The organism is Sediminibacter sp. Hel_I_10 (assembly GCF_000688335.1).
GTDB lineage: Bacteria > Bacteroidota > Bacteroidia > Flavobacteriales > Flavobacteriaceae > Psychroserpens.
Genome location: NZ_JHZX01000001.1, coordinates 2766855 through 2790475, shown reverse-complemented (window position 1 = coordinate 2790475; position 23621 = coordinate 2766855). Strand labels below are relative to the sequence as shown.

Below are 23621 nucleotides of genomic sequence, written 5' to 3'. Positions count from 1 at the left end.
TATGAAGCGTAATAAGTTCTTTTCACTTCCAGATGCTAAGCCTACTCCTATAGAGCAGGCGTCGGTTTCTGGAAGTTTTGTTTCTAAATATTTGTTGGCCCATTACCAAAAGGTTTCTAGCATAAAAAAGGAACTTACTCGATTGCCAGAGGCCGAGGAGTTCTTTTTTCTGCAAAGTGAGAAGTCCTTCAATGCATTTACGTTTATACCTGTGGTTTTAGAGAACCAGAGCGCCAAACATTTGTTGGCCACAACGTACAGTATTAATAAGCGCGTTATAAATGCATTGGTAGAACTTCATCAAACTGGAAAGGTGGATGAGATAACGCTTTTGGTTAGCGATACGATGTTAAGCCGGAATATGATGATCTGTGACCTACTGAGCACAGTGAATAGACAGTACGCTAATATAAATGTGTTGTTTGGATGGAATCACTCTAAAGTTTGCCTTATAGAAACAAAAGAAGCGAATTATATTATTGAGGGCTCGGGGAACTGGAGTGAAAACGCAAGTTTAGAACAATACATTTTTGCCAATAGCAAAGGTTTGTTTGATTTTAGAATGAAGCTCTTTACAGAGAGCGAGATCCGCTACAGAGCTATTAATGGTGAAATTGTAAAAAGTTGACATGAAAAAGGAAGCCCCAAAACTACCTAAAGAATTATCAGACTGCTCCTATTTAGAAACTATTGAGCGTTTATCTTCTGTAAACTACAGTTACGATGAAATGGCGATATACCTCTCTCAATCTAAAAGCAAATTTAGAATTAAAGCCACTACTGAAGATAGTGATGAATGGTTGGCCATACAGCGAGGGCGTTTGGAGTCTCAATTTGAAATTGATGATAAATTGAGCCAAAACGCCAGGACAGGAAATATTACAGCGGCACAAACTATAGAGAAGCGACGTAAGATCAAAGATTTTGAAAACTATAAATCCCAGGTCTATGGTGGAACTATATAAAAATATTAAAGTACCTGCTCATATTACCGTGGATGATATCCATGATTTTGTAGAGACAGGCAATTTTGAAAACGCTCCTGCAGATATCGTTGATTATTTAGATGCTCTTGAAAAGGTTAGAGCAATGAAACTGCGCTATCGTCAATTTGCCACTAAAAACCATATCATAAACCATTTGGTTAAGGTCAATAATCTAGATCCGCATATAGCAAACAAAATTTATTGTGATACCATTGAGTATTTCTACATGGAGAGCTCCATTTCAAAGCAAGCCTATAGAAATATGTATGCCGATGAGCAGGACCAGGATATTGCAATTGCACGATTAGCATCTGAAGGCATTGACGATTTGGAAAAAATAAGCAAGATGCGCGAGAAGGCCTTTAAGTTTCGCCAGCTTGATCAACCAGATATCGAAGATTTCCCTGAAGGATTATTTGATAGGCCATTTAAACTTTATACGCAAAATCCTGAAGATGTTGGAATGGTTAAATACGATCGTAGAGAAATTGCTGCAGCAATTGACGGTTATAAAGAGCTTACCGAAATGGAAAAAGATGTTCTTAAACGTGAGGCCGGACGTTTGCCTTTCAAATTATTTATAGAACCTGGAGAAGATCCGAGACATGAAGAATGATCACAATGTAGAATATCGATATGGTAACCCTGTGAAGCAGGCCATAGATCTTATATCCCCTAAACATTTGCGTTTTATAGCCGGGCGTGGTACCACAAAAACCACAGATGTTCAGGCAGATCGCTCAATGGATGTTGTTTATGATATGCCCAGGAGTGTATTAGGATTTGTTGCAGATACTTTTGTAAATGCAAAAGATAAGGTGATACCAAAGCTCATTGAAGGTTGGAGAGAGTACAAAGGATGGATTGAGGGTAAGCATTATGTTTATGACGAAAGGCCTCCATCTCATTTCAAGCATCCCTATACGCCTATTATCAGGTACAAAAACACAATTTCCATACATAACGGCGCTATATTTAAGTTAGGAAGCTTAGATCAGCCTTCAGGACTTGCAGGGGATAGTTTTCAGCATCTCTTTGGGGACGAAGTGAAGTATCATGACAAAAAGGTGGTAGACATCATCTACCCTGCTCTACGTGGATTTTCGCAAGTATCTTATTCGCCTTTTTACAGAGGAACAACCTTTACAACAGATTTACCAAACATTTCTAAAAAGAACCACGACTGGATCATGGAGACCCGTGATCAAATGGACGTGGAGAAAGTAAAACGTGCTTACCAGGCAGGCAGTATCTTGAATGACATTAACCATAAGATTAAAAGGGCTTATGACAAAAAAGATCGTATTGCATTAAAAAAATTGGTAAAGCAAAGAGAGCGTTGGATGATCAGGTGGTACACCGCCAGATATGACACTACGTTTTTTCTCGTAGTAAGTAGTTTGGTCAATTTGGATATCCTAACACCAGGATATATTATTGACCAGCTGGATGCGCTTGGATGGGAAGAGTTTAAGCAAAGTGTGTTGAGTTTTAAATCTTCTCTTGAGGAAGGAGATAAGTTTTATACCGGACTCGGCCAAGAGCATTTTTATAGCGATGGTATTTTGAATGAGATTGCCATGCGCACCGGCATTAAGGATAAGGAAGATTTTACAAGTTTGATGCTTCGGTATGTAGACCCACACGCGCCATTAGAGTGCGGCGTAGATTTTGGCAAGATGATTAGTATGGTTGTGGCACAAACTTTCGGTAACAAAATCTATTGCCTAAAGAACTTTTATACCTTAATCCCAGAAAGCAGTAAGGAGATTGGTAAGAAATTTAGGGATTTCTTTGCGCCACATCAAAATAAGCGACTCTATATGTATTACGACCGTTCGGGTAACCAATACGCAAGTAGTGGCCGTGATTGGGCTACAGAAGTAAAAAACAACATTGAGTTTGACGAAAACGGAAACAGTACAAATTGGAAAGTCACCTTAATGTCAAAAGGCCAGGCTACTATTTACCAGAGCGAGGAATATTTCTTTATGAAGCAAGTACTTCAGCAAACGGTACCAGGATTACCACAGCTCTTAATTGACGAATATCAATGTAGAGAATTAAAGAGCAGTATGGAACTCTCAAAGATCTTGGTAAAGAAAAACAGACGAACAGGAAGCCCAGAAATTCATAAAGACAAAAGTTCTGAAGCTTTAGCCTTAAAAAAACTCCCTCTGCAGAGCACCAATTTTAGCGATGCCGGAAAATATCTTTTGTTTAGAGACGAATGGGCGAAGCTCGTTAAGTACAAGCGTATTAATCTACCTGCAGGTCTGGAGGGTGTTGTTTGATTTCTTATATTTGGGTATGGATGAGTATAAAAAAAATATTGAATTGCTAAATTCATTAGGTTTAGACTTTCAAAGAAAACCGGCTAATAAAGGTAATTATTGGTTTTATGTTAAAACCTTAAACGGCGATAAGCTTCTGGATGGACATGGATCTTCTAGCGTTGATTGGCTGAATAGAAATATATCTAATGTTAAAAAGCTAATAAGTTATAAGCTTAATCCACTAGGAAAAGATACTGATAAAAAATTCAAAAAGTATTGGAAAGAATGGAATGAAGAAATTGAAAAAAATAGGGAAAATCCTTTTGAACCTTTTTCCTTTCAAAAATATCTTATAAAAGAACTATCAATTAAAGCAGATGGAAAATCTTTCGGAGATGTTACTATTACGGAAGAGTGTTTACCTTACACTGCAACATTTTCATTGAGTTGTATTACCCCTTATACAGAAGAATCGATTTTAGATTTCATGAAACTTTCTGGTCTCAAAATTGAAAAGACTAGAATAATTTTAAAGGATTATTCTAGAATTGGGATAAGAAATTTAAAACAAGTCAATTTATTATTAAAATTAGGTCATATTTCTTATGACAAAAAATAAAGGAACGATTAAGTTTGTAAATGGATCTTCTATTGAATTAGCAGACGCTAATTCTGGGCTAAAAGGAAATTCTTTTCATTTATTTGAGAGTTATAATCCTGGGATTAAAATCAAATGCACTAATAATCTCACAAAAGAAACTAAAGACTTTTATGACAGAATTTATTTTTCTAGTAAAAAAGCTTTAACACCTCTCGATAGAATTTTCAATTTAAAATCTAGACATCAATCTTTACATTTACCAAAACTTAAAATTGAGCACTTCCAAAAAAGTGAGTTAGTTCAAGATGAATTAATTGAAGACGGTTTCCTTTACAGATGTATAGCTTTTGAAAGAAACGGAATTTTTATTATCTTAAAACAAGAAGTAATTACCTTGGAAAAATGAAGAAACCAATATTGACACAAAAACGAAGACAAGAGTTTTTATTCCCTGAGATAGCAATATGGAAATTATCAGTTTTAAGAGATTTTGAAAGAAGTTTTTTATATGATTTTTTAGAGAAAATTGTTGATTGGCTTTCAAGAAAAATAGAAAAGAAACAATGACCGCCCGTAAGGGCGATTTTTTTTTAGAAATCGCCACTTAGGATAGTGATGTATTAAGCATCCGCGTTTGCTTTCGGCTCACAAAACCATATTACACGGCGGGCGTTTTCAGGTTTTTTTTAGCGTGGTCGTCTCAAAAGCCCTACAGAGCAAAATTCATCCACGGTTACAATACTGTTTTTTAAAATTGATAATCCTTTAGATTACTTTCCTCCCTATATTCCTCAATGAATAGATTTGCAATAGCTTGCGCCTTGTTAAAAGCGTTACGGCATTTGATTTTGAAGTACTCATAATCCGCATAGTTAAAAGCCTGGGAAAGTCCTTTTTTGTGAAGTATGGCTTTAACTTGGTAACTAACCGTAAAAGGGTTAATTTTGTCGTTGTTGGTGGCTGTGTTTTTCATGGTCATAAATTTAAAATAGGCGACATCTGCAACGTGTCGCCTATTTGTTTAACATCCTCTTAAATCTCGAATTCTAAAACTTCATTTTCTGCCTTTTCTACGATTTGCGAAAATTCAGCTTCAACAAACCCTAAAATTTTGTCTATCAATACAGGATTGCGAAGGGTAAAACCGTAATTCGATGCGCTTGCAAATTTCATGTTTGCATTTGTGCTATCGTTACCCGCCATAAAATTGGTTAACTCGTCGTATTTTTCGCTTACCGCTTTGAATTTGTCTACCTTAATTTGAAAGGTTTCAAGCCTATTAATACGAGTGTTGACGTTAGGCGTTAAGATTTTAGAAATCTTCGCTTTTGCTTCATCCAAGTTTTTAGGCTTTTCTGCATCAACTTCTTTTTTAACTTCCTTAGATGCAATCGCATCTTTTTGAGTTTTTGAATTTTTAGCGTCTTTTACTTTTGGCGCTGTTTTCTCGTTGTTTGCCTTTTTGGCTGTTGGTGTCTGTGTACTCATAATAAATTGATTTTTAATTATTTAACTTACTTAAAGATACAAAAAAGTCGTAAATTTTACAACCTTTTTGAGGTGTATTTGCTTTAATTCGTTACTAATTTTTCAGTTTAAAACCTTTCTAAATAATTACAAGTTTTTATATAAAACCATTAAAAAAATGGTCCTTAGAAACATTAAAAAAATCTAATCGTCTGACTAACAGCAAACAAACGCCTATAAAAAAATTATAGGCGTTTGGTTGTTCGTTAGTTGACCCCGACCCGCTGAGAGTTGTATTTGCAATTGCACCCCTCAAAAAACCTCAGATATATGATTGAGCGACCCAAAACCCAACAGTATTAGTGCTCACCATCCAACAGGGTTGGTGGTGTGTCCAACAGTATCAAACCATGTCACGGTAAAGACTTTCCATCTGTTTTAATATTGCGTATGACTGTTTACCAAGCATTACAACAAATGAGGTTAAGATCTGAACAGAATGTTCCTTTTGAATTGTCATTTATAAAATGCAACCTAACTATTGATGAAGGTGGAGGCTTAAAAGTTGTTAAGCGAGCCATACTGCGAACAGGTTATTCAAGTACACATTCAAAGAAACATAACTCATTGGTAGCTTATACAGACTTGGATACTCAAAAGCCCGGTATGTTCTATATACCATTATTAATAAGCATTAATCAAACGACTTTAGAATGACTGTAGAATATCATGGTAGAAACGCCCTAGTTCAAACTGAAGACGTAGCGTTTACGTTTGAATCTGCTGAGAATCCAAGAGATTTCGATAAGTATCGAAGTGCTCAAGAAACATTGGACTGGACAGATCAAGAGTACTTGATTGGCAACTACAGAGTGTTTCCTTATGGAACTAACAACGATCTCCCAAAGGTGATAAAGGATGTTGTTCAAAACAATTCAATAGCTCCTGGCATTCTTAAAAAGAAGAGCCAATTGATATGGGGTAAAGGACCACAGTTGTATACTGAGGTTATTGAAGATAATGCGCTCAAACGCAATTGGGTACAGGATAAAGAGATACAGGACTGGCTAGATAGTTGGGAGTATTTAGACTACCTGAACAAAGCAGTTGTAGACTTTTCAAATATAGAGGGTGTCTTCACCAAGTTCAATATGGCTAAAGGCATGCGCGTTGGTAGACCTTCTGTGGCTTCTTTAGAGCATAGTTCTCCAGAAGATTCAAGACTTGCGACCGATCTTCAGTTATTAAACCCAAAACCTAAATATTGTATCGTTACAGATTGGACCTTTAAGCGTGTAGTATCTGTGACAGATTATAAGGTTTACGCATTGTTTGATATGCGCAATCCATTTCAATATCGCAATGCAATTCTTTACAGTAACATGTACAGTTTCTGTTCAGATTATTACACGGTTCCGGACATCTACGGCTCCTTAGAATGGGTTAGGCGTTCTTCGGCGATACCAATGATACTTAAAGCGCTCTCTAAAAACAGTATTAATTTAAAGTATCATGTGATATCTCCTGCCCGTTTCTGGGAAGAAAAGAAGGGTGAATTAGAAAAGAAAGCTGAACAAAATGGAGAAAAGTACCAGGACTCAGATTTAATCAAATATAAAACCGAGTATTTGCGTCAGGTTTCAAAAGTATTATCGGGGGCAGAAAACACTGGTAAATTCTGGCACTCCATTAAGTATGCAACTGTAGAGGGGCATAAGATATTTGAGGAAGGCTGGGAGATTAAAGAGATCAAGCAAAATATAAAAGACTTTGTTGCGTCTCAAATATCCATAAGTGATCAAGCTAATAGAATGGTAGCTGCAGGTGTAGGTATGCATCCTGCTCTTGGAGGAGCTGGAGAGTCTGGAAGATCAGATTCCGGAAGCGAACAGCTCTATGCTTTAAAGAACTATCTACTCACGGGTATCGACATCCCAGAGCAAATCATAATGAAGGCCATTAACTATGCACTTAAGCTCAACTTCCCAGGCAAGGACTTTAAACTAGGCTTCTATCATATGGCTCCAGAGAAAGAAGAGGACGTTTCAGAAAAAAAACGTATTAAAAACAATTAGATGGAACTACCATTCGACATATCATCAAACACGGCATTTGCTTCAGACCTTAAGGACACACTTGGTTTTGTCGATTCTGATATTGCCTTGCGTAAAATCAAACCAGATCTTGACGCGGCCGCGTATGACCTCGTTAAAACAATTGGGCAATCTACATACGATGCACTTATAGTCAATAAAAATCTAAACAAAGAAGGAGAAGAAGGTGCTGCAGAGCCTTATCAAGACGAAATGCTAACAGGGTATTTTAAATACGCTATCGGTTCAATGGCATGGGTAGATCACGCCTCTGCTTCAGATCTAGCGCATACCCCAAATGGGCGTCGTATGCGTTCATCAGACGATGAGAAAACACCGTTTGAGTGGATGCTTGCGCGTGATGACGATAACCTGCAAAAGCGCTCTTACAAGGCTATTGACGTTCTCATTAATTATATGGACAATAATTTTGATGTTTGGAAGGCATCAACCTCGTTTACAAAATCACATGAGTTATTTGTGCGTACCACAGAGGATTTCAGCCAATTCTACACCCTTGAGTCAAGATTGTTGTTAATTAAGCTTCGCCCAGGGTTAAGTATGTGCGAATCACATGAAATTATACCAAGAATTGGCCAAGAGCTTTACGAAAGTCTCAAGACCAAGAAAGCGCAACCGGAAACATTGTCTGCAGACGAAAAGAAAATGATTTTTCTTATTCAAAAATCTTCGTCTTATTCCTCGCTGTCCTATGGATTGCCAAGACTGCAGGTAAACTTATTTCCTGAAGGCATTTTGCAATCTATACGTAGTGACAGTTCTACGGTTAAAGCGCGTCAAGTGCCTCAATTTTTAGAGATCAAACAAGTGGCAGACTTATTTAAAAAAGATGCTGACAACTCCTTACTGGAGGTGGAGAGCCATTATAAAAAAATGTTCCCTCCTGCTGTTATACCCGCCACAGATACAACAACAATATCCAATCCATATGGATTTGATGAAAACGACACCTTTGTAAACACCTAAAAAATGATTCTGATCAACTCAATAATTAAATGGTTCAAAAAGCTAAAGCGCAGATATATTCTAGCTAAAGCTTATGTAAAAATGCAAGCGGCTTTTAATAGGCAGTTAGTTGCTCGTAAGGCTCTAAAGAGTGATATCCATGCTTTTTTACGAGGCTATTTTGGCATAAATGCCAATTCTAAGTACATCCCAAAAGATTTTAAAAATAAGGAAGAAGTAAGGGTTTCTGTCACCGAGAAATTCAATGGGAGGATGACAGCCTTAAACCTTCAATATGAAGATCTCTTTAAATAATGGCAAACAAGACGCATCATGAAATAGAGTTGTTAAGAGCTGGAGTTACAAAGTATATGCCCAGGGAACTGGCATTTTGTAATGAAGAAGAGTTTCTCGTAATGAGCGGTCTTCTTTTGAGATGGCAACTTGGGGAGATAGAGTATGAAGATCTAAGGGTTCAAGCGGTTTATTCGTTTTTAGATTTCAAATTTGGCAAACGTCGTATCAATGATCTAGAGCAAATGGCAATGCACTCCAACATATACGAGATCTCAAGATGTATCGATACATTTTTTACTAAGACTCCAGAAAATGACCTTCAGATCAAATTGAACTTGATCAACAATCCTATCCTTAACATTAAGCCATTTATAAAGGAATGGATGGGTCCTGAAGCTCGTTTCGTAAATACAACCTTTGGGCAATATATAGATGCGCTTAATATTTTCCATTTATACCATAGAACATCAGATGTAAAGTATCTCTACTTGCTAATGGCTACCTATTATCTTCCAAAAAACAGACCTTACAATCCAGACAAGACAGAAAAACGCGCATCACTTATTAAGGCATTGATATCTAAAGAGCACGTACACGGATTCTTTTTGTATTTCTCGTCGTTTCACAACGACATCACCACATCAAGAATGTCTTGGGAAGGCAATCTCATAGACTTCTCCATGTTGTTTTCTGGCAGCAATGACGATTTCAAAAGTGAAATACCTGGTCTTGGGATGAAAAGCATTGCCTATACCCTGGCCGAAAGCAACATCATAGGCAACTTAAATGATGTAAGAAAAGAAAAGCTTTGGGAAGTACTGCTCCTGCTCTATGACCTACGTAAAAAGGATATGGACAATCTGGCGCGCCAAAAAGAGGCTGAAAATAAATCAAACTCAACTAACTCATGAACATCATAACCTGGTTAAAGAGCTATCTAGATGAAGTTGTAACAGACATTGAAGGCATCAATCGTCAAAAAATGGTAATTGATAGTTCTCAACTGTCTAAGTACCTTGAGTCGCACTCATCAGATTTTAATAACCTACTCATAGGTGTATTGCCAGATCTTAACAGTAAAGGAGATTCTGCAGAAACTTTTGAGCAGGTTGCCGTATGTCAATTCATGATCCTTGAGAAAACAGGATATTCAGATATTAATTACGATGAGTTTTTCGCAATATTCGAAAAGTCTTATAGCCAGGCACAGCTCGTAATCAAGAAAATGCTAGATCAACAAATGCGCGGTTGTACTGTGCTTAGAAAGCTGGATGTAAGTTCAATTAAGATTGTTCCGGTCTGGAACTTATCGTCATGCAACGGTTGCAACATCTTATTTAGTTTTGATACCTCGTTATAAAGTCGTAAATTATACGACTAAAACATAACAAGATGACCGAAGCTGATATTGATAACGCCTTAAAACCGTTATTAAAAAGTAAAGAATTTAAGAGCAAACATGATCTAGACAAACATGCCGTTTATTATTTGAGAAATAAGGCGAATACAACACAAAAGCTACAGCTGCTCTTTGAAGCTGGTAAACTTAAAATCATAGAAGATGGACCTGATTAGGCAGAGGCAACTACCAAATAAAAACGCTGTACTAGAGCAGCGTTTTATAGCGAAGATCCTTAGTGAAGAATCAAAAGATTTTGATCAAGCACAGGTCAAGTTGATGCGCTCACGTGGTTTTGAGACTCAAAAATTTTATACTGGCCGTACATTTAACGTTACAGATAACGTTCTTAAATACACGCACCCAACAGAATTGCGTTTTATTGATATGAAGACTAGGCAAAGCAAAGCAGGTGTTCAGAAAAAAGCCTTTTACAAAATTCATAATGCGCCGCTTTACGGCATGGCTAACATCATCTTACAAAGGCTTTCGTTTGAATATACCGACAGAATCAAAAAAGAGCTTTCAGATACTCCCAATTGATTAATAGCATTTTTTTTAACTAAAACCCTCTATTATGCTATTATTAGACGTTAGTGACAAGAGCCCGCAATCCATTAAAAATTTAAAATTATTTTCAAAGGTCTTCGAGGCCTATCTCACTAGCGATTACGCTAGCGATGCAGATGAGCGATCAGAGGCGCTCGTGCTCTTTAAAGATCTTGCTCAAGCACTATAAATTGAAAAGCAGCCGTATTGGCTGTTTTTTTTTATCTTCGGAAATATTAAATATTTTACAAATGATTTATATAGTCATTATTATTGGGGTGATTTTATTGGGATCAATACTTATGGCTATAAATCACAAGCCATTTCCAGATCATTTTGCCCCAGGACAAGATGTAAAAACCATTCATGAAGACCTTACGCCATTCACGCATTATGAGGAGTTGGAGCTTACTGGGGTGCACGTCCATGAAAACAAATATTACATCATCAACTACGTTGGAGAAAGAAACCCATTGACCTTTGAGCATGAACCGAATAACGAATATGATCCAAACGCCATAAAAGTTTTGGCAGAGAGCGCTCATATAGGTTACGTTGCTTCTTGTGACACAGATTATGTGAGTAAAATAATAAAGAAAAAACACTTTGCGCTTACAGGTGTGGTAGATAGAAATCCAGATTGGTTACATGTAACCTACAAAATCTATTTTAATGAGAACGACCATCCAGAAGATGTTCTTAATTATTACGATTAATGTTTTTAATTATCCGCCTTGTAATGGATAAAAAAGCTAATTATTTACAATATGTAAATTAATGACAGTTATTGGTTTACACCACGTAAACATCACTATATTTAAAGTATGCAACCACACATTGCATACTTTTTTTTATTATGTTTGCTTTGTCTACACAAGTTTAGGAGAAATCCGAAACTATTTTTTATAACGATAGAAGCCTATCCAAGATGACCCTCAGGAAACGAAGGGATATCCGGTCCTAGACTGTGTAGACACATCTAAAGGTAGGCTTCGCTTATAAAATATTTTCTTATGTCTACAGAAAATGAAAAAGCTCAAACAAACAAGGCGCAAGAGCTGGCGCACAAATTAATTGAATGGTCTAGAGGCTTTAGATCCTGGAGAGAAACCGAGATCATAGAGTCCTTACAAGATCTTGAATTTGGTTATTTAAATTCCCCAATGGCTGATGAGCCAGATGAGCGTAAGCAAATCATCTTTCATCGCAACCTAATCCACCGCTTTTTAAAAGATCTGCTAAAGTTCTCAAACGATGACTTTGATCAATTGTCTAACCTTAACATCTCTGCGCCATGTATAGAAACAAAATAGACGTTACCAGCAATGAGGGCATCCCTGTAGATGCTGGCAGTTTATGGTTTATGGTAGATGGTGTCCTGGTATTGGATGATGAAGATCAACATCTTACCCATGATTTTACAACCGAGTTTGTAAAGGCCAACTGATCAACCTATTGGTTGATATGCAACTCACCGAATAAATTTACCTTTTGTAAACTTTTTTGTTTACTTATTGTAAAGTTTGATAGGTTTGTAGTATAGAGTCACGGCTATATCAAGACATTCTCTCATTTTTAGAAACCCCCTCTTTAGTATCGTGACTACTATCGAGGGGGATTTCTGTTTTAATACCTTATAGATATGAGTACATTAAGTTCATTTAAGAAAAAGCAAGTTCTAATTTCTAAGTACTATGACAAAATTAAAAAGCTCAAGCAAGAAAGAAATCAAATTAATGCTGAGTTAAAAATTGTTCAAGAAAGGTTTGAAGAATTAATTAACGCAAAAGCCGATTTCGATCAATTGGCTTTATTTGAAAATTTAGACGAATTTTTAACCGATTAAAGTTTTCTTAATGCGCATTTTTATTAAAAATAAGTGCGCATTAACAACTAAAAATGAACAATAAAATGATTGAAATCATCAAAAAAAAGATGTTGGACACGAAACTGGAACACCCTTTTTCCTCTTCAGATTTTTTTAAGTTTTTTAATTATTCTCATCATAGGGATTTTAAGAGATATCTGGACAATCCTAAATTTTATAAAAAAATTGTTTTTAATGATTATGGATTAGTTGTATCAAGAAGTGCTGAAACAGTTTTATTAAATCGTGAAATGTTTTTAATCGTCTGCGAGCATAGAAAAATTCATGATGATAAAATTATGTCATGGTATTACCAATACTGTAAGGATAAGATTAAAAAGTCAACTGAGCATTTTCCAAACCTAAAAAAAGGTGAGCCACATACGTTACGAATGTATAACAGGCCAGCTGGCATATATTATTCTCACAGTTTAAACACAATTAATCTTAGCGAAGCTATCCGTGTTGATCCTTATGACCTATATAAATTTTGCGCTGTTGAATTACAATGGCGGCATTGTGCGGTTAGGGCTGAAGTAGTCAACTCTGGCATGTATAAGGGCGGCCAAAACATACCTTACTTATCTTATGACAGTACTGATAGTGAGTATAGGCTTAGTTACATCAATCTATTACGTTTAATTTCAGAAGAGTATCCTTTAAACCATAGACAAAAGAAATTGCTTAAACATTACAAAAAATGTATTATAAGCCTTGTAGAAAAAGTAATTGCAATTGAGCATAAAAAGCGTTTTTATAAAGAAAAAGCGTCACACCTAAATAAGAAGGCAATACAACATTATGTAGATATCAAGGCTTTAAAAGCAACTTTGCGTGAAGGAGCTAAATTATTCCATCCAGATAAAAACCCTGAAGGTCTAGAGCTGTTTAAAGAATTCAACAAGCACTATATAAATAGGGACCTAGGCAGCATGAGGGCTATGGTTGTTCAATTTAAAAGGAGCGCTTAACTAAAACAAATAATATATCGTGGCAGATGTGTCCCGATATATTGAAAAAGTAGCTGAACGGACGCTAATTGGCGTCCATTCATGTAAAAAATTTACAATACGTAAACAATTTTTACTATATTTAGTCTCTGCCAAGATTAGTTATAGCAAGTATTTCTCATCAAACCAACCTCAAGGGGTTGGTTTTTTGTTGATTACAACCATGTCACGGTAACAGCCACCATCATACTATAAATTGCCATAAAATTACCACAATGGCAAAACGTGTTGTAGATGAAGAAATGAGATTTACCGTCGTCATTAATGGCGATGCGGGTAAAAAAGAACTCTACGATCTCGAAAAAAGAAACCGATCTCTTACTGCTTCAAATAAAGATTTACGTGCCGAACAAGCAAAACTTGTTGCTCAAGGCAAAAAAAACACTGTAGAGTATAAAAATCTTACTGCAGAAATCAAACAAAACAATACCGAGTTAAAGACCAATAAGTCTAGAATGAAGGTGCTCCAAGATCAAATTGGAGTTACGGGATTGACCATGCGTCAACTGCAACAAAGAGCATCGCAATTGAGATTGCAACTCAATAACATGGTACCAGGTTCTGCCCCATATAAACGTCTTGAAAATGATTTGAAGCAAGTTAATACCCAATTAACTAAGCTCCGCTTAAATGCTAGAGCTTCAGAGTCGGCAATGACTAAAGTGGCTAATGGCTTTAATAAATATGCTGCACTTGGTGCTTCTGTTATTGCTACCGGTACTGGTATTGTTTTGACGTTTCAGGAAATGATAGATTTTAACGGCAAATTATCAGATGCACAATCAGCCGTTCAAAAAACTACTGAACTCACTAAGGAAGAGACCCGGGAACTTACCAAAGAATTCGGACTCCTAAAAACTCGTACAGCACGTATTGAGCTTTTAAAATTAGCTGAAGAAGCTGGGCGTCTTGGCCAACGCGGTAAAAAGAATATACAAGAGTTCGTCGCTTCTGCCAACATGATTAAACTCGCTCTTGGTGATGATTTGAGCGATGAGCAAATTAGGGAAGTCGGTAAGATTGCAAAAATCTATAAGGTTGGTGAGCAGAACAACCTTAATTACGCTAAGAGTTTTGAAAGTGTTGGTTCTGCCATTAACGAGGTGTCAGCTTCTGGCGAGAACATGGCGCCATTTTTAGTGGATTTCTTAAAACGTACCGGTGGTATTAGTGATATTGCAAACATTACGGCTCAAGATATGATTGGGCTTGCGGCCGCTTTTGATGAAGTTGGGCAGAGTCAAGAAATTTCAGCCACTGCCATTAATAAGACCTTTGGTTCTATGGGCGAAAATGCCGAAAAGTTTGCAAATATTGCTGGCATCGGCGTTAAAGAATTTTCTCAGCTGCTCCGGGAAGATGCAAATGAAGCTCTGATTCTCTTTCTTGAAGGGCTAAATAAAGGAAATCCGTCTCTTGAGGAAATGGAAGAACGCCTTAAAGGCATAGAACTTGGCGGTACTCGTGGTAAACAAGCTTTAGCTGCTTTGGCTGCCGATATTGATAACGTACGTAAAAAACAGGAAATCGCCAATGATGCGCTTCTTAAAAACGAATCGCTCACCAAAGAAGCCATGCTTCGGGAAACAAACTTCGCCGCAATTCTTGAAAAAGTCAGCCGTAGGATTCGTGGTATTTTTGCTGATGAATCTGTCGTAAACGGTCTAACAGCATTTGTTACTTGGTTTGGTAAATTTATAGGCGCTGTTGAAGATGGTGATGGTACCGTTACTGTTTTCCGTAATAGGTTGGTGGCGCTCTTAAAGACCTTTCTTATTATTACTGCCGCCATTGTATCTTATAGAGTCGCGGTGCAATTGGCAGCGCTTTGGACGGGCAGACTAGACAAAACCTCTAAACTTTATATCGTTACTCAGCGCATCCAGATAGCTTCTACAAAAGTTCTTAGAACATTGTCGTTATTGATGTCTGCGGCCTACGCTTTAATGACTGGTAATATAGTTAGGGCCAGGGCAGCTTTAGCATTATTAAATGCGACGATGCTACTATCCCCTATTGGATTAATAGCAGCTGCAATAGCAGCTATCGGGGTGGCTTATTTGGTGTTCTCAGATTCGGCCGAAGAGGCAGCTTCAAGCCAGTCACTTCTTAATAAAGCCATTGCCGAATCTACCAAAAACACTGCTGCCGAAATTTCCCAAAAGAAAATCTGGTTAAAGATTGCCCAAGATGAAAATTCCACCCGTGCCGAAAAACAGTATGCTGTAGAGAAGTTAAATGAAACTGTTGCAGAATATAACAATCAATTAACCATTGAAACGGCCAATACTGCAGAAGCTACTAAAAAACTAAACGAGCATATTGAAGCTATTAAGCGCGCTTCTATGGCAACGGCACTTAAGGCGATGTTGGATAAGAAAAGTCAAGAACTGGTTGAAGCTCAAAACCAAACACTTGATGACAGCATAAAATGGTACGAAGCTGCCTGGGTTGCCATTAAAAATGGTGGTAATGCCGCTGGCTATGTTGCAGACGTTACAAAACAGGCTGTAAAAAATAAATATGAGTTAGTTGATGCTACTCAAGCTGAAATCGACAAACTCGCAGAGCTCTACGAACAACAATTAAGAACCAACGCCAATGCAGGTGGTGGCAATACTCCTGCAGGAACTCAAGAAGGTGATACTAAATATATAGATGGCGTAAAATACGTGTTTCAAAATGGCACTTGGAAAAAAGTAGCAGCTTTTAAACCGGTTGGGGATAAAGATGATAAAACAGAGTCTAAACGTTTGGAACAGCAAAAACGTGAAGCTGCAGCACTCCTAAAATTACAACGTGAAACCGAAGATGCCCGTATAGCATTAATTGAAGATAGCTTTGCTAGAGAGATGGCTCAAGCAGACGCTAATTTCAAGCGTAAAATGCAGGACTTGCAGACCCAGAGTGATGAAGTTTTGAACGCATACGATAAGGCTATTGATGCCGGAGATACAGATTTAGCTTCAGTATTGCTTAAGCAATACAATGAGCTTTACGACCAGATTGAAATGTTGGGTGATGAGCACCAATCTAATCAAAATAAAATCCTAGAAGCCGGAATACAAGACCGTATTGATTCACTTAAAAGTGAATTTGAGCGTGAGGAACAGGAGCGTCAAACTGCTCATAACAATGCCATAGCTGCCCTTGGTAATAATGAAGAAGCCAAAAAACGATTACAAGAGCAATTTGACAAAGAGACGTTAGAGCGTCAAAAGGCAAATCAGCAAGCGCTTATTGACGAGCTCAAAAATATTGTCGATATAGATAAGTTTGAAGGTTTCAGTCTAGATTTATTATCTGAAGAGCAGCTGCAAGCACTTAAGGACCGTCTAGCGACACTGGGCTTATCGCTTTCTGAAATAAACAAGTTGTTGAGCGCCATGCAAAAAGGCGACCAATCAGGTATCGATGAGCTTGCCGGATTAGGTATTGACGGTGGTAGTAAGGTCGATATTCTTGGAATGAACGACGAGCAATGGAATCAGCTCTTCTCGCGCACCGAAACCCTTGCCGGACTCATCGGTAAGGTTGGTAAGATCGCTCAAGCTACAGCTCAGGCCTATTCTATTTATGATCAGTTTGTAACCCAAGGCGAAAACAAAAAACTACAAGCTTTTGAGAACGCTTCTAGAACTGAGATTCAAAAGCAGGGTAGGTTACTGGATAGTAAATTGATTTCAAGAAAACAGCATAATGATGCTGTTGAAAATGCGGAAAAGAAACTCGCAAAACAAAAGGCCGAAATTGAATACAAGCAAGCCAAAAGAGAAAAAGCAATGAATATTGCTACTATTTTAGGTAATCAAGCTGTTGCCATTTCTAAAGCTCTAGCTCAAGGTGGTTTTGTTTTGGGTATTCCATGGGCAGGTATTGTTGCGGCATTTGCCGGACTTCAATTAGCTGCAGCTATAGCCGCTCCCCTACCCGCCAAAGGTTTTGAAAAAGGCTATTACGGTAACACTATGCAAGTGCGCCGTGAACAAGACGGTAAATTGTTTAACGCAGGTTTTGGCGGCCAGTCTAGATCTGGAGTGGTAGATAAGCCAACCGTGTTTTTAGCTGGAGAGGGTGGTAAAAATTTCCCAGAGCTTATTATTAATGGTCCAGATCTTAAGCAGCTTAATCCAGATCTTAAAAACTCATTGTATAGAGAGCTTGGCCGTGTCCCAGGTTTTGAAAAGGGGTATTACCCAAAACCATCAAATGAAGATGTGACCGACTCTTACAGTTCTGAAGAACGTAAAATGCTGATCATAGCTTTAAACAGAAATTCTGAAGTACTTGAAAGAATTGAGTCTAACGGCTTAACTGCAGTGATGAGCAAAGACATGACCAACATCAAAAAATTTAGAGACGAGATGCAAAGGCTCGAAAAAATAGAACGCAAATCAACAATAATTTCTTAAAATATGGCTTTCGATAATTTTACCAAACAACAGCTCTTTGTTAACCAGGATTATAATGTCATCCTGAATCAAATTTATGACATCCTTATCAATGAGTTTACTGCAGCAACACTTAATGCCGCCTTTTGTATTTCGGGATCTTTAGCAAAAGAAATCCAAGGATCTACAGCCAAAGAAATTACGGTAATACCATTTGTAACCATTAATGCTGCAATCTTTAAATATTTTGGCAGGCCATTGGCCAAAGCTTTGGGTACCACAGCAATTTTATATAAAGATCGAGTGCAAATGACTTATAGAAATGTGGCGCTTGAGTGTTGGTTAGAGACAGCAATAGGCACCATTAATAACGAATCAGGAATATATGTGCAGGATCCTGCAGATGTGCCTGCAAAAATCAATTAAATATGCCGTTTGAAATTATACTAAGTGATGATCAGGGATTTTCTGCAGATGATAATGCTTTGGCAAATTCTCAAGGCTGGCTTTTTGAGAATACCCCAGGTAACATTTACCATTTAAATGGTGATGCTGTTCCTGCAAATATTGATGTAAATGTAAAGATCAAAGACATGTTCCAAGAGTTGGGAGATGCTTATGATCAATATTTTGTAAAGGCTGAATTAGAATCGTTTTTTAATCCTACTATTGCTGCTTCAGGACCTGTATTCGATGCTGTTGGAGATGGTTATGAGCTCACTCAAGATGTTAACGGGATTTCAGACAATTTAGATATCGTAACCACTATTGAGTTTATTAATTTTTCAGTCAATGTAGACACTACGAGATACACTCTGGTTAAATATTCTGTTTACGGCAAAAATGGTGCAGCACCTGCAGAATTTATAGAGAGCAAAAGCTTCGGAGTATTTATTGAATTTATTGCAAGCGCTTCAATTAAGGCAGTCCCTTCAGCTTTATTTTTTGAGCACGTTTTGGGTGGTGATATTGCTCCAGCTAAAAATGTGCAAGTTTTGGTCAATGGTCTTTTTGTTATAGTAGTGCCTAATGATGACTTTGTGATCACCAATATGGGTACGGGCACGCTTAATGAAGCGGGCAACAGGGTCTATACAGCTATTGGATCTCGCACTATTACCATTGCTCCTGCTGCAAGCATTAACGATTTAGATCCTGGTGTGCACATATCGAATTTATCCTTTAATTCAAGTGATGACAATGATAGCTTTACGATTAGAAGAGTTGTATATGCAGATGACAGCATTACCATACTTCCTGAGGTCCTGGAATTCTCGGCAGTAAAAAACGTTATTGAGGCAGATGCACAGACCTTAAGCATTCAGGGCCCGGGTACGGGAACAATAACATTACCTGCGTGGCTCACAACAGCGCCTATAATAGATTTTATAGACGAAACCTCTCTGGCTAGTATTTTACCCATCCCCTCTTCTAACTTTACGCCTGGCATCTATTATGGAGTTATAGTTGTTGACGTTGACGGGGTTGAGTACAGTGTTAATGTCATCCATACGGTAATTGAGAATTTAAGCACTGGCTTCGATACGGATTCTTTAAATTTCACCGATGATTATGATAAGATATCAGATTTCTACGCGAATCAAGATTTCCGTTTAAAGCTTGATCTTGCTTTGGCGGTGTACAGATATGGCAATAATAATCCAACAGTTACAACACTTAATATTAAGCTGGGATTTTTCAATCTGCAGTCCTCTTATTTTGTGGGCAAAACTTGCCGAAATGTAATGCCGGAACTCAAGGATCTAACCGCAATCAATTTATCCAACTTTACAAATGGTGGTTTTCCTAATGATGGTTTTTTCTTCCGTAGTTATTATCTCCCTGCAGAGATTGAATTGAATGCCCTTTTTGAGCATAAATTCAATATTGAAGACAATATTGAGATCGCGTTCACCAACGTAAGATTCATTAAGGGCCGTAAGCCTAAAAAAGTATTTCCAAACACGGCTATTTTAAATTACTATGGCGAGCCATTGCGGGTAACTGCTCAAAGTGTGGTGCTATTCAACTATTACAAAGAAGTTGGGCATGAGATCCGGATCTATAAAAATGGCATTTTAGAAACGTCGATTACCAGGGGAGTGTCTCAAGAAAGAATTTTTGCTTTAAAGTACAGCATGATCAACCATGCCCCTGGAGATATTATTGATATCAGGCTTTATAAAAATATAACGACAATTGTTGATGACGTTTGGTATGAAAATACAGAAAACTATCTCTCTCAGCGTTACATAGTATTACCTGAAGGAAAAGAATCTTATCATATAGCCTGGGAGAATGAGTACGGTGTATTAGAGTGCTTGGAGTTTACGGGTAGCTTGACTTTTGGTCTAGAATTTGAAAATAATACGGTGCTTAATTATTCGCGTTTTTTAGAAAAACTCCGGAAGATTGACTCACGAAAAAATCAAAGCTTTAAGGCGAATACAGGATTCATTTTATCGGTCAATACAAAGCGTATAGAAAGCCTAATTGAAGCCAAGCGTGCTTGGATCATGAGTAAAGAGAACAAAGCGCCAATTGAATTGATACCCATGAGCAAGTCACTTTCCGGAAAGGATAGTGATCGTGATCTCTATGAATATGAAATTGAATTTGAAGTAAACCCAAACAATGATTACGAAAGTTATACATAGCACCTTTGAGCTTGAATTGTCTAACGACGAAATCACGCATGTAGAAGAAAACAATTGGCTCAACGATAAGGTACAGGCAAAATACACCTACCCTATTGAGAAAGATTTGACCCCTGAACAGATCGTCGCCTTTAAAAACATCACCGATTACAATTTAGAATCTTACGACTCTTTATTTGAGGTCGATTTCTACACTATGGGAGAGCGTCACGATGCCGTTCTGGAGATCGAGCGCATGATTGGTAAGCGTGCCTATTTTCAAATCAGTTATGGCCTTGAGGAGTTTCCGAATTTTTCAAAGAAGTTGTCAGAGCTCCCTTTGGAGATCGTTAATTTAGGATTGTCGATTTTTGAATATGCTGAATCAATTATTACTCAAACATGGCCAGCTGTTAATTTTAATTTTCCTCAGGTTATAACGGATAAGTTCGATACAGAAACCGATCAATGGGCGTATTTTGAAGGACTGGTAAACAAATACGTCGGCTCAAGCTTTCTTATAAACGAATATGATGCTGAAAACGATATACAGATCAACAGAAATATTATTCAACCACTCCCCTATCTTCTGCATGTCTTAACCAAGGGGTTTGAAGACGCTGGATATACACTTGAAGGGGAAATATTGAATGATCCCGAGCTTAAAATGGCTACAATTTATACGTTATCAGAATTCTATACGAATTTTAGTGAGGTCTCAGAAATTTACAATATCAATACCGATGATTATTATGAGTTGGTAGGTAGTCGCGGTAGTTATTCATTAGATATAGTTTTACCTTCTCCAGGTCGTTATAAGATTGCAGGAAACGTAATTGTGAGGGCTAACTCTAATGCTCAAGTGTATTCTGGCTCAGTGAACATGTCTTATAATGGAAATCCATTTTGGTGGGCAAATATTAATTCTGCTAATAATGGATATCAGGAAAGTTTCCACTCATTAGATGTTAATTTTGATTATACGGGAGTTGAGGGCCCGTTGAATATTTTTAGCGTTCAGCTCAATTATGGCATTACAAATGGAGATATTATAGACGATGCGATGATTTGTGATTTAACATTGACGAGATTGACACAATTAGATAGTGAAGGCAATACTTTACCTTCTTTGGTTATACCGGATGTCATTGATCTCACCAAATGTGTTCCTGACATTAATTTTGGCGATTTGGTTAACGCCATAGCTAAAATGAAAAATTACGGGATCAACATCGATGGTCTCGTGGTCACTATGAGCAAAAAAAGAGCTCTTATAGATAGTAATGATGAAGCTTTTTATTTGGTTCCTTTTGAGGTGCAATATCCTGAGCGCAATTTTAACCAGGGAAAAAGTTTTACGTTTGGTTTTTTTGAGATAGACTCAGATGAATATGAGTTCCCTTCTCTATTGATCAACAATGATGGCTTTACATCATCTCCTTACACGAAACCTGAAGACGCCGAGGAAATTATAATAAATGCATTACCGTTACCCAGAAAGCAGAAAGGATCAGTGCTTACGGCTCATGGTTTTCTTGATGATAATTCAAAAACTCAATTAGTTTTGTATTCAGGATTATTAGGCGGTGTAAATCTCGCGCGTAACCCAGAGCCCTTATCTATATTGAACCTTTACCTAAACCATCATCAAGATTGGTTTGATTTTCTTCTCAAGAGTATTCGGTTTGTATGGAGCTTCAGCGCGTTTCACGAAGAAATGCTGAAGCTAAAGATCAAATCTATTGTGTATGCTTATGGCCAGTTTCATATCATCCGAAGACTTACCAGAAAACAGATAAGTGACGAAACAATATCTGCAGAGATTGAAACCGAAAGTTTGATTTAATCATCAAACATTTGGTCCATGAGATCTGCTTCAGAATTTCGTTCCAATTCTGCAAGGTGAACGTAACCCATTGTTTCCTTAATGTCTCCATGGTTTAGTAGTCCTTTCAATTTCATCACGTTCCCTCCTAGTAAAATGTAATTGGTACCAAAACTATGTCGACTCGTATGAAAATCCACAGGTTTAAAAATCGATATCTTTTTGCAAATGGCCTTCACCAATCTTCTGGTATGTTCTGGGGTGTATCGGTCAATGAACAGCTGCTTGTTATGATCTATGATGCGCATGGCCTTTTTATTGAGTTTGACCGACTGTGCCTTTTTGGTCTTAATGTGCGTAAACGTAAAAGCTCCAGTTAATAGAGACTCACGTTTTTGTTGCATCAAATCAGAGAATCGAAGTCCGGTGAAGCATCCCATTAAAAAATAACCAAGCGCTAGTTTTTCATTAGCGTTAATGAAATCACTGAAATAAAATTTATAGAGTTTTTCAATTTCATTGATGTTCAGGTATTTTTTATCTCCCGCCGTAGATCCGGTCTTAATGTCCTTTAAATTGACTTTTAACTTCACTCCTGCAGACACAGCGAAACCGATATAAAGCTTGATCACTTTCATATTGGCGTTCCTGGTGGTTCTTTTGTTGCCCAATCTCCCTAAGTAGTTTCTGAATTTGGTAAACCACATTTGATCAATTTGGTAAAACAATACTTCCGATTGAAAGTTCTTGAGCTTGTTTAGAACCGCCAACTCCTTACGGTGTGTTGAGTCTTCAATCGTATTTCTACGATCCTCCAACATGTGCTCAAAGAAGCTCACAAAATTAGCCCTGGGCAAGTTATTAGTGAATTCCTCGATAAAGGCATGCATCGTAAGATCTTGATAAGAGAGCTTATAAAAGGTTTTGATTTTGGTAATCTTAGACTTGACATTGGCCACGAGTAGATTTTGAAGTTCTGTATGTTCTTCAGGACCTTTTAAAATTTCTCGTTCCTTAATCCAGTATTTTGGGTCAACGTAGATATCCAACGGTATGCGTTGGCGCTCTCCTGCAGATGATACGTGAAGATAAAGGAGGCTTTCGCCGTCCTTATTAACGTAGTTTCTCCTTTTGATTTTGATAGTCATTGGCACAAAGAATTTCTTTGTGTCAATTCTTGTGTCAAATTCCAGAATTTTCAGTCTCATGTCGTTAAAGTGTTAAAATAGTTAAAGAACCCTTTGCTTTAAAGGGCTCT

27 protein-coding genes are annotated in these 23621 nt (G+C 37.5%); 24 read left to right on the top strand and 3 right to left on the bottom strand.

Going from position 1 to position 23621, the window contains the following annotated elements; translation table 11 throughout:
• Position 1: 1 nt before the first annotated feature.
• From P176_RS19435 to P176_RS20420, 7 genes are read left to right on the top strand one after another with little or no spacing between them, the layout of a single operon-like run.
• Positions 2-628 (top strand): hypothetical protein, encoded by a 627-nt coding sequence (locus P176_RS19435; protein ID WP_051605483.1) that lies wholly within the window; start codon positions 2-4, stop codon positions 626-628.
• A gap of 1 nt (position 629) precedes the next feature.
• The gene (locus tag P176_RS0112585) at positions 630-965 is read left to right on the top strand and encodes a hypothetical protein (RefSeq protein WP_026755036.1); all 336 of its coding nucleotides are present in this window, start codon (positions 630-632) and stop codon (positions 963-965) included.
• Positions 949-1602: a hypothetical protein gene (locus tag P176_RS0112580; protein WP_051605482.1), complete on the top strand. Its 654-nt coding sequence runs from the start codon at positions 949-951 to the stop codon at positions 1600-1602. Before P176_RS0112585 ends, P176_RS0112580 begins: the two co-directional genes overlap by 17 nt.
• The gene (locus tag P176_RS0112575; protein ID WP_051605481.1) at positions 1592-3280 is read left to right on the top strand and encodes a hypothetical protein; all 1689 of its coding nucleotides are present in this window, start codon (positions 1592-1594) and stop codon (positions 3278-3280) included. The genes P176_RS0112580 and P176_RS0112575 overlap by 11 nt, the downstream gene beginning before the upstream one ends.
• A 16-nt stretch (positions 3281-3296) precedes the next feature.
• A complete protein-coding gene (locus P176_RS0112570) occupies positions 3297-3881 on the top strand; it encodes a hypothetical protein (RefSeq protein WP_026755033.1) in 585 nt (194 codons plus the stop codon).
• Positions 3868-4269: a hypothetical protein gene (locus tag P176_RS0112565; protein WP_026755032.1), complete on the top strand. Its 402-nt coding sequence runs from the start codon at positions 3868-3870 to the stop codon at positions 4267-4269. Before P176_RS0112570 ends, P176_RS0112565 begins: the two co-directional genes overlap by 14 nt.
• Entirely contained in the window at positions 4266-4430 is a 165-nt protein-coding gene (locus P176_RS20420) for a hypothetical protein (RefSeq protein WP_156033046.1), read from the top strand. The genes P176_RS0112565 and P176_RS20420 overlap by 4 nt, the downstream gene beginning before the upstream one ends.
• Before the next feature lie 181 nt (positions 4431-4611).
• Here the strand turns inward: P176_RS20420 and P176_RS0112555 are convergent, their stop codons facing one another.
• Positions 4612-4836 carry a hypothetical protein gene (locus P176_RS0112555; RefSeq protein ID WP_197022167.1) on the bottom strand — a complete coding sequence of 75 codons (225 nt, stop codon included), beginning with the start codon at positions 4834-4836 and terminating at the stop codon, positions 4612-4614.
• Positions 4837-4895: 59 nt separating this feature from the next.
• Complete coding sequence (locus tag P176_RS0112550; protein ID WP_026755030.1) at positions 4896-5351, bottom strand: hypothetical protein; 456 nt, start codon at positions 5349-5351, stop codon at positions 4896-4898.
• Between the two features lie 692 nt (positions 5352-6043).
• Here P176_RS0112550 and P176_RS0112540 point away from each other — a divergent pair.
• From P176_RS0112540 to P176_RS0112460, 17 genes are all read left to right on the top strand, one after another.
• On the top strand, positions 6044-7405 hold the full coding sequence (locus tag P176_RS0112540; RefSeq protein ID WP_026755028.1) for a hypothetical protein: 1362 nt from the start codon (positions 6044-6046) through the stop codon (positions 7403-7405).
• Positions 7406-8410, top strand: coding sequence for a DUF6712 family protein (locus tag P176_RS0112535; protein WP_026755027.1), 1005 nt, complete (start codon positions 7406-7408; stop codon positions 8408-8410).
• 81 nt (positions 8411-8491) lie between these two features.
• On the top strand, positions 8492-8704 hold the full coding sequence (locus P176_RS0112530; protein WP_197022166.1) for a hypothetical protein: 213 nt from the start codon (positions 8492-8494) through the stop codon (positions 8702-8704).
• Positions 8704-9597 carry a hypothetical protein gene (locus P176_RS0112525; RefSeq protein WP_026755025.1) on the top strand — a complete coding sequence of 298 codons (894 nt, stop codon included), beginning with the start codon at positions 8704-8706 and terminating at the stop codon, positions 9595-9597. Before P176_RS0112530 ends, P176_RS0112525 begins: the two co-directional genes overlap by 1 nt.
• Positions 9594-10046, top strand: a complete 453-nt coding sequence (locus P176_RS0112520; RefSeq protein ID WP_026755024.1) for a hypothetical protein — start codon at positions 9594-9596, stop codon at positions 10044-10046. The genes P176_RS0112525 and P176_RS0112520 overlap by 4 nt, the downstream gene beginning before the upstream one ends.
• Before the next feature lie 32 nt (positions 10047-10078).
• Positions 10079-10261 (top strand): hypothetical protein, encoded by a 183-nt coding sequence (locus tag P176_RS0112515; RefSeq protein ID WP_026755023.1) that lies wholly within the window; start codon positions 10079-10081, stop codon positions 10259-10261.
• Positions 10248-10628 (top strand): hypothetical protein, encoded by a 381-nt coding sequence (locus tag P176_RS0112510; protein ID WP_026755022.1) that lies wholly within the window; start codon positions 10248-10250, stop codon positions 10626-10628. The genes P176_RS0112515 and P176_RS0112510 overlap by 14 nt, the downstream gene beginning before the upstream one ends.
• A 34-nt stretch (positions 10629-10662) precedes the next feature.
• On the top strand, positions 10663-10824 hold the full coding sequence (locus P176_RS20585) for a hypothetical protein (RefSeq protein WP_197022165.1): 162 nt from the start codon (positions 10663-10665) through the stop codon (positions 10822-10824).
• Positions 10825-10885: 61 nt separating this feature from the next.
• Positions 10886-11350, top strand: a complete 465-nt coding sequence (locus tag P176_RS0112500; protein WP_026755021.1) for an HIRAN domain-containing protein — start codon at positions 10886-10888, stop codon at positions 11348-11350.
• Positions 11351-11647: 297 nt separating this feature from the next.
• A complete protein-coding gene (locus tag P176_RS0112495) occupies positions 11648-11947 on the top strand; it encodes a hypothetical protein (RefSeq protein WP_026755020.1) in 300 nt (99 codons plus the stop codon).
• On the top strand, positions 11929-12081 hold the full coding sequence (locus P176_RS20415) for a hypothetical protein (protein WP_156033044.1): 153 nt from the start codon (positions 11929-11931) through the stop codon (positions 12079-12081). Before P176_RS0112495 ends, P176_RS20415 begins: the two co-directional genes overlap by 19 nt.
• A gap of 195 nt (positions 12082-12276) precedes the next feature.
• Positions 12277-12480: a hypothetical protein gene (locus P176_RS0112485; RefSeq protein ID WP_026755019.1), complete on the top strand. Its 204-nt coding sequence runs from the start codon at positions 12277-12279 to the stop codon at positions 12478-12480.
• Positions 12481-12545: 65 nt separating this feature from the next.
• Complete coding sequence (locus P176_RS0112480) at positions 12546-13472, top strand: hypothetical protein (RefSeq protein ID WP_156033042.1); 927 nt, start codon at positions 12546-12548, stop codon at positions 13470-13472.
• A 254-nt stretch (positions 13473-13726) separates the two neighbouring features.
• On the top strand, positions 13727-17923 hold the full coding sequence (locus P176_RS0112475) for a phage tail tape measure protein (protein ID WP_026755017.1): 4197 nt from the start codon (positions 13727-13729) through the stop codon (positions 17921-17923).
• Between the two features lie 3 nt (positions 17924-17926).
• Positions 17927-18328 carry a hypothetical protein gene (locus tag P176_RS0112470; RefSeq protein ID WP_026755016.1) on the top strand — a complete coding sequence of 134 codons (402 nt, stop codon included), beginning with the start codon at positions 17927-17929 and terminating at the stop codon, positions 18326-18328.
• A gap of 2 nt (positions 18329-18330) precedes the next feature.
• The gene (locus P176_RS0112465; protein WP_026755015.1) at positions 18331-20559 is read left to right on the top strand and encodes a hypothetical protein; all 2229 of its coding nucleotides are present in this window, start codon (positions 18331-18333) and stop codon (positions 20557-20559) included.
• Positions 20537-22384 (top strand): hypothetical protein, encoded by a 1848-nt coding sequence (locus P176_RS0112460; protein WP_026755014.1) that lies wholly within the window; start codon positions 20537-20539, stop codon positions 22382-22384. Before P176_RS0112465 ends, P176_RS0112460 begins: the two co-directional genes overlap by 23 nt.
• On the opposite strand, the gene P176_RS0112455 is transcribed toward P176_RS0112460, so the two are convergent.
• Positions 22381-23571, bottom strand: coding sequence for a tyrosine-type recombinase/integrase (locus P176_RS0112455; RefSeq protein ID WP_026755013.1), 1191 nt, complete (start codon positions 23569-23571; stop codon positions 22381-22383). The genes P176_RS0112460 and P176_RS0112455 overlap by 4 nt on opposite strands.
• Positions 23572-23621 lie beyond the last annotated feature (50 nt).

Excerpts from the sequence above, each read along its gene's own strand:
- P176_RS19435 (WP_051605483.1), top strand. The coding sequence starts at position 2 with ATGAAGCGTAATAAGTTCTTTTCACTTCCAGATGCTAAGCCTACTCCT.
- P176_RS0112585 (WP_026755036.1), top strand. The coding sequence starts at position 630 with ATGAAAAAGGAAGCCCCAAAACTACCTAAAGAATTATCAGACTGCTCC.
- P176_RS0112580 (WP_051605482.1), top strand. The coding sequence starts at position 949 with ATGGTGGAACTATATAAAAATATTAAAGTACCTGCTCATATTACCGTG.
- P176_RS0112575 (WP_051605481.1), top strand. The coding sequence starts at position 1,592 with ATGAAGAATGATCACAATGTAGAATATCGATATGGTAACCCTGTGAAG.
- P176_RS0112570 (WP_026755033.1), top strand. The coding sequence starts at position 3,297 with ATGGATGAGTATAAAAAAAATATTGAATTGCTAAATTCATTAGGTTTA.
- P176_RS0112565 (WP_026755032.1), top strand. The coding sequence starts at position 3,868 with ATGACAAAAAATAAAGGAACGATTAAGTTTGTAAATGGATCTTCTATT.
- P176_RS20420 (WP_156033046.1), top strand. The coding sequence starts at position 4,266 with ATGAAGAAACCAATATTGACACAAAAACGAAGACAAGAGTTTTTATTC.
- P176_RS0112555 (WP_197022167.1), bottom strand. The coding sequence starts at position 4,836 with ATGAAAAACACAGCCACCAACAACGACAAAATTAACCCTTTTACGGTT.
- P176_RS0112550 (WP_026755030.1), bottom strand. The coding sequence starts at position 5,351 with ATGAGTACACAGACACCAACAGCCAAAAAGGCAAACAACGAGAAAACA.
- P176_RS0112540 (WP_026755028.1), top strand. The coding sequence starts at position 6,044 with ATGACTGTAGAATATCATGGTAGAAACGCCCTAGTTCAAACTGAAGAC.
- P176_RS0112535 (WP_026755027.1), top strand. The coding sequence starts at position 7,406 with ATGGAACTACCATTCGACATATCATCAAACACGGCATTTGCTTCAGAC.
- P176_RS0112530 (WP_197022166.1), top strand. The coding sequence starts at position 8,492 with ATGCAAGCGGCTTTTAATAGGCAGTTAGTTGCTCGTAAGGCTCTAAAG.
- P176_RS0112525 (WP_026755025.1), top strand. The coding sequence starts at position 8,704 with ATGGCAAACAAGACGCATCATGAAATAGAGTTGTTAAGAGCTGGAGTT.
- P176_RS0112520 (WP_026755024.1), top strand. The coding sequence starts at position 9,594 with ATGAACATCATAACCTGGTTAAAGAGCTATCTAGATGAAGTTGTAACA.
- P176_RS0112515 (WP_026755023.1), top strand. The coding sequence starts at position 10,079 with ATGACCGAAGCTGATATTGATAACGCCTTAAAACCGTTATTAAAAAGT.
- P176_RS0112510 (WP_026755022.1), top strand. The coding sequence starts at position 10,248 with ATGGACCTGATTAGGCAGAGGCAACTACCAAATAAAAACGCTGTACTA.
- P176_RS20585 (WP_197022165.1), top strand. The coding sequence starts at position 10,663 with ATGCTATTATTAGACGTTAGTGACAAGAGCCCGCAATCCATTAAAAAT.
- P176_RS0112500 (WP_026755021.1), top strand. The coding sequence starts at position 10,886 with ATGATTTATATAGTCATTATTATTGGGGTGATTTTATTGGGATCAATA.
- P176_RS0112495 (WP_026755020.1), top strand. The coding sequence starts at position 11,648 with ATGTCTACAGAAAATGAAAAAGCTCAAACAAACAAGGCGCAAGAGCTG.
- P176_RS20415 (WP_156033044.1), top strand. The coding sequence starts at position 11,929 with ATGTATAGAAACAAAATAGACGTTACCAGCAATGAGGGCATCCCTGTA.
- P176_RS0112485 (WP_026755019.1), top strand. The coding sequence starts at position 12,277 with ATGAGTACATTAAGTTCATTTAAGAAAAAGCAAGTTCTAATTTCTAAG.
- P176_RS0112480 (WP_156033042.1), top strand. The coding sequence starts at position 12,546 with ATGATTGAAATCATCAAAAAAAAGATGTTGGACACGAAACTGGAACAC.
- P176_RS0112475 (WP_026755017.1), top strand. The coding sequence starts at position 13,727 with ATGGCAAAACGTGTTGTAGATGAAGAAATGAGATTTACCGTCGTCATT.
- P176_RS0112470 (WP_026755016.1), top strand. The coding sequence starts at position 17,927 with ATGGCTTTCGATAATTTTACCAAACAACAGCTCTTTGTTAACCAGGAT.
- P176_RS0112465 (WP_026755015.1), top strand. The coding sequence starts at position 18,331 with ATGCCGTTTGAAATTATACTAAGTGATGATCAGGGATTTTCTGCAGAT.
- P176_RS0112460 (WP_026755014.1), top strand. The coding sequence starts at position 20,537 with ATGATTACGAAAGTTATACATAGCACCTTTGAGCTTGAATTGTCTAAC.
- P176_RS0112455 (WP_026755013.1), bottom strand. The coding sequence starts at position 23,571 with ATGAGACTGAAAATTCTGGAATTTGACACAAGAATTGACACAAAGAAA.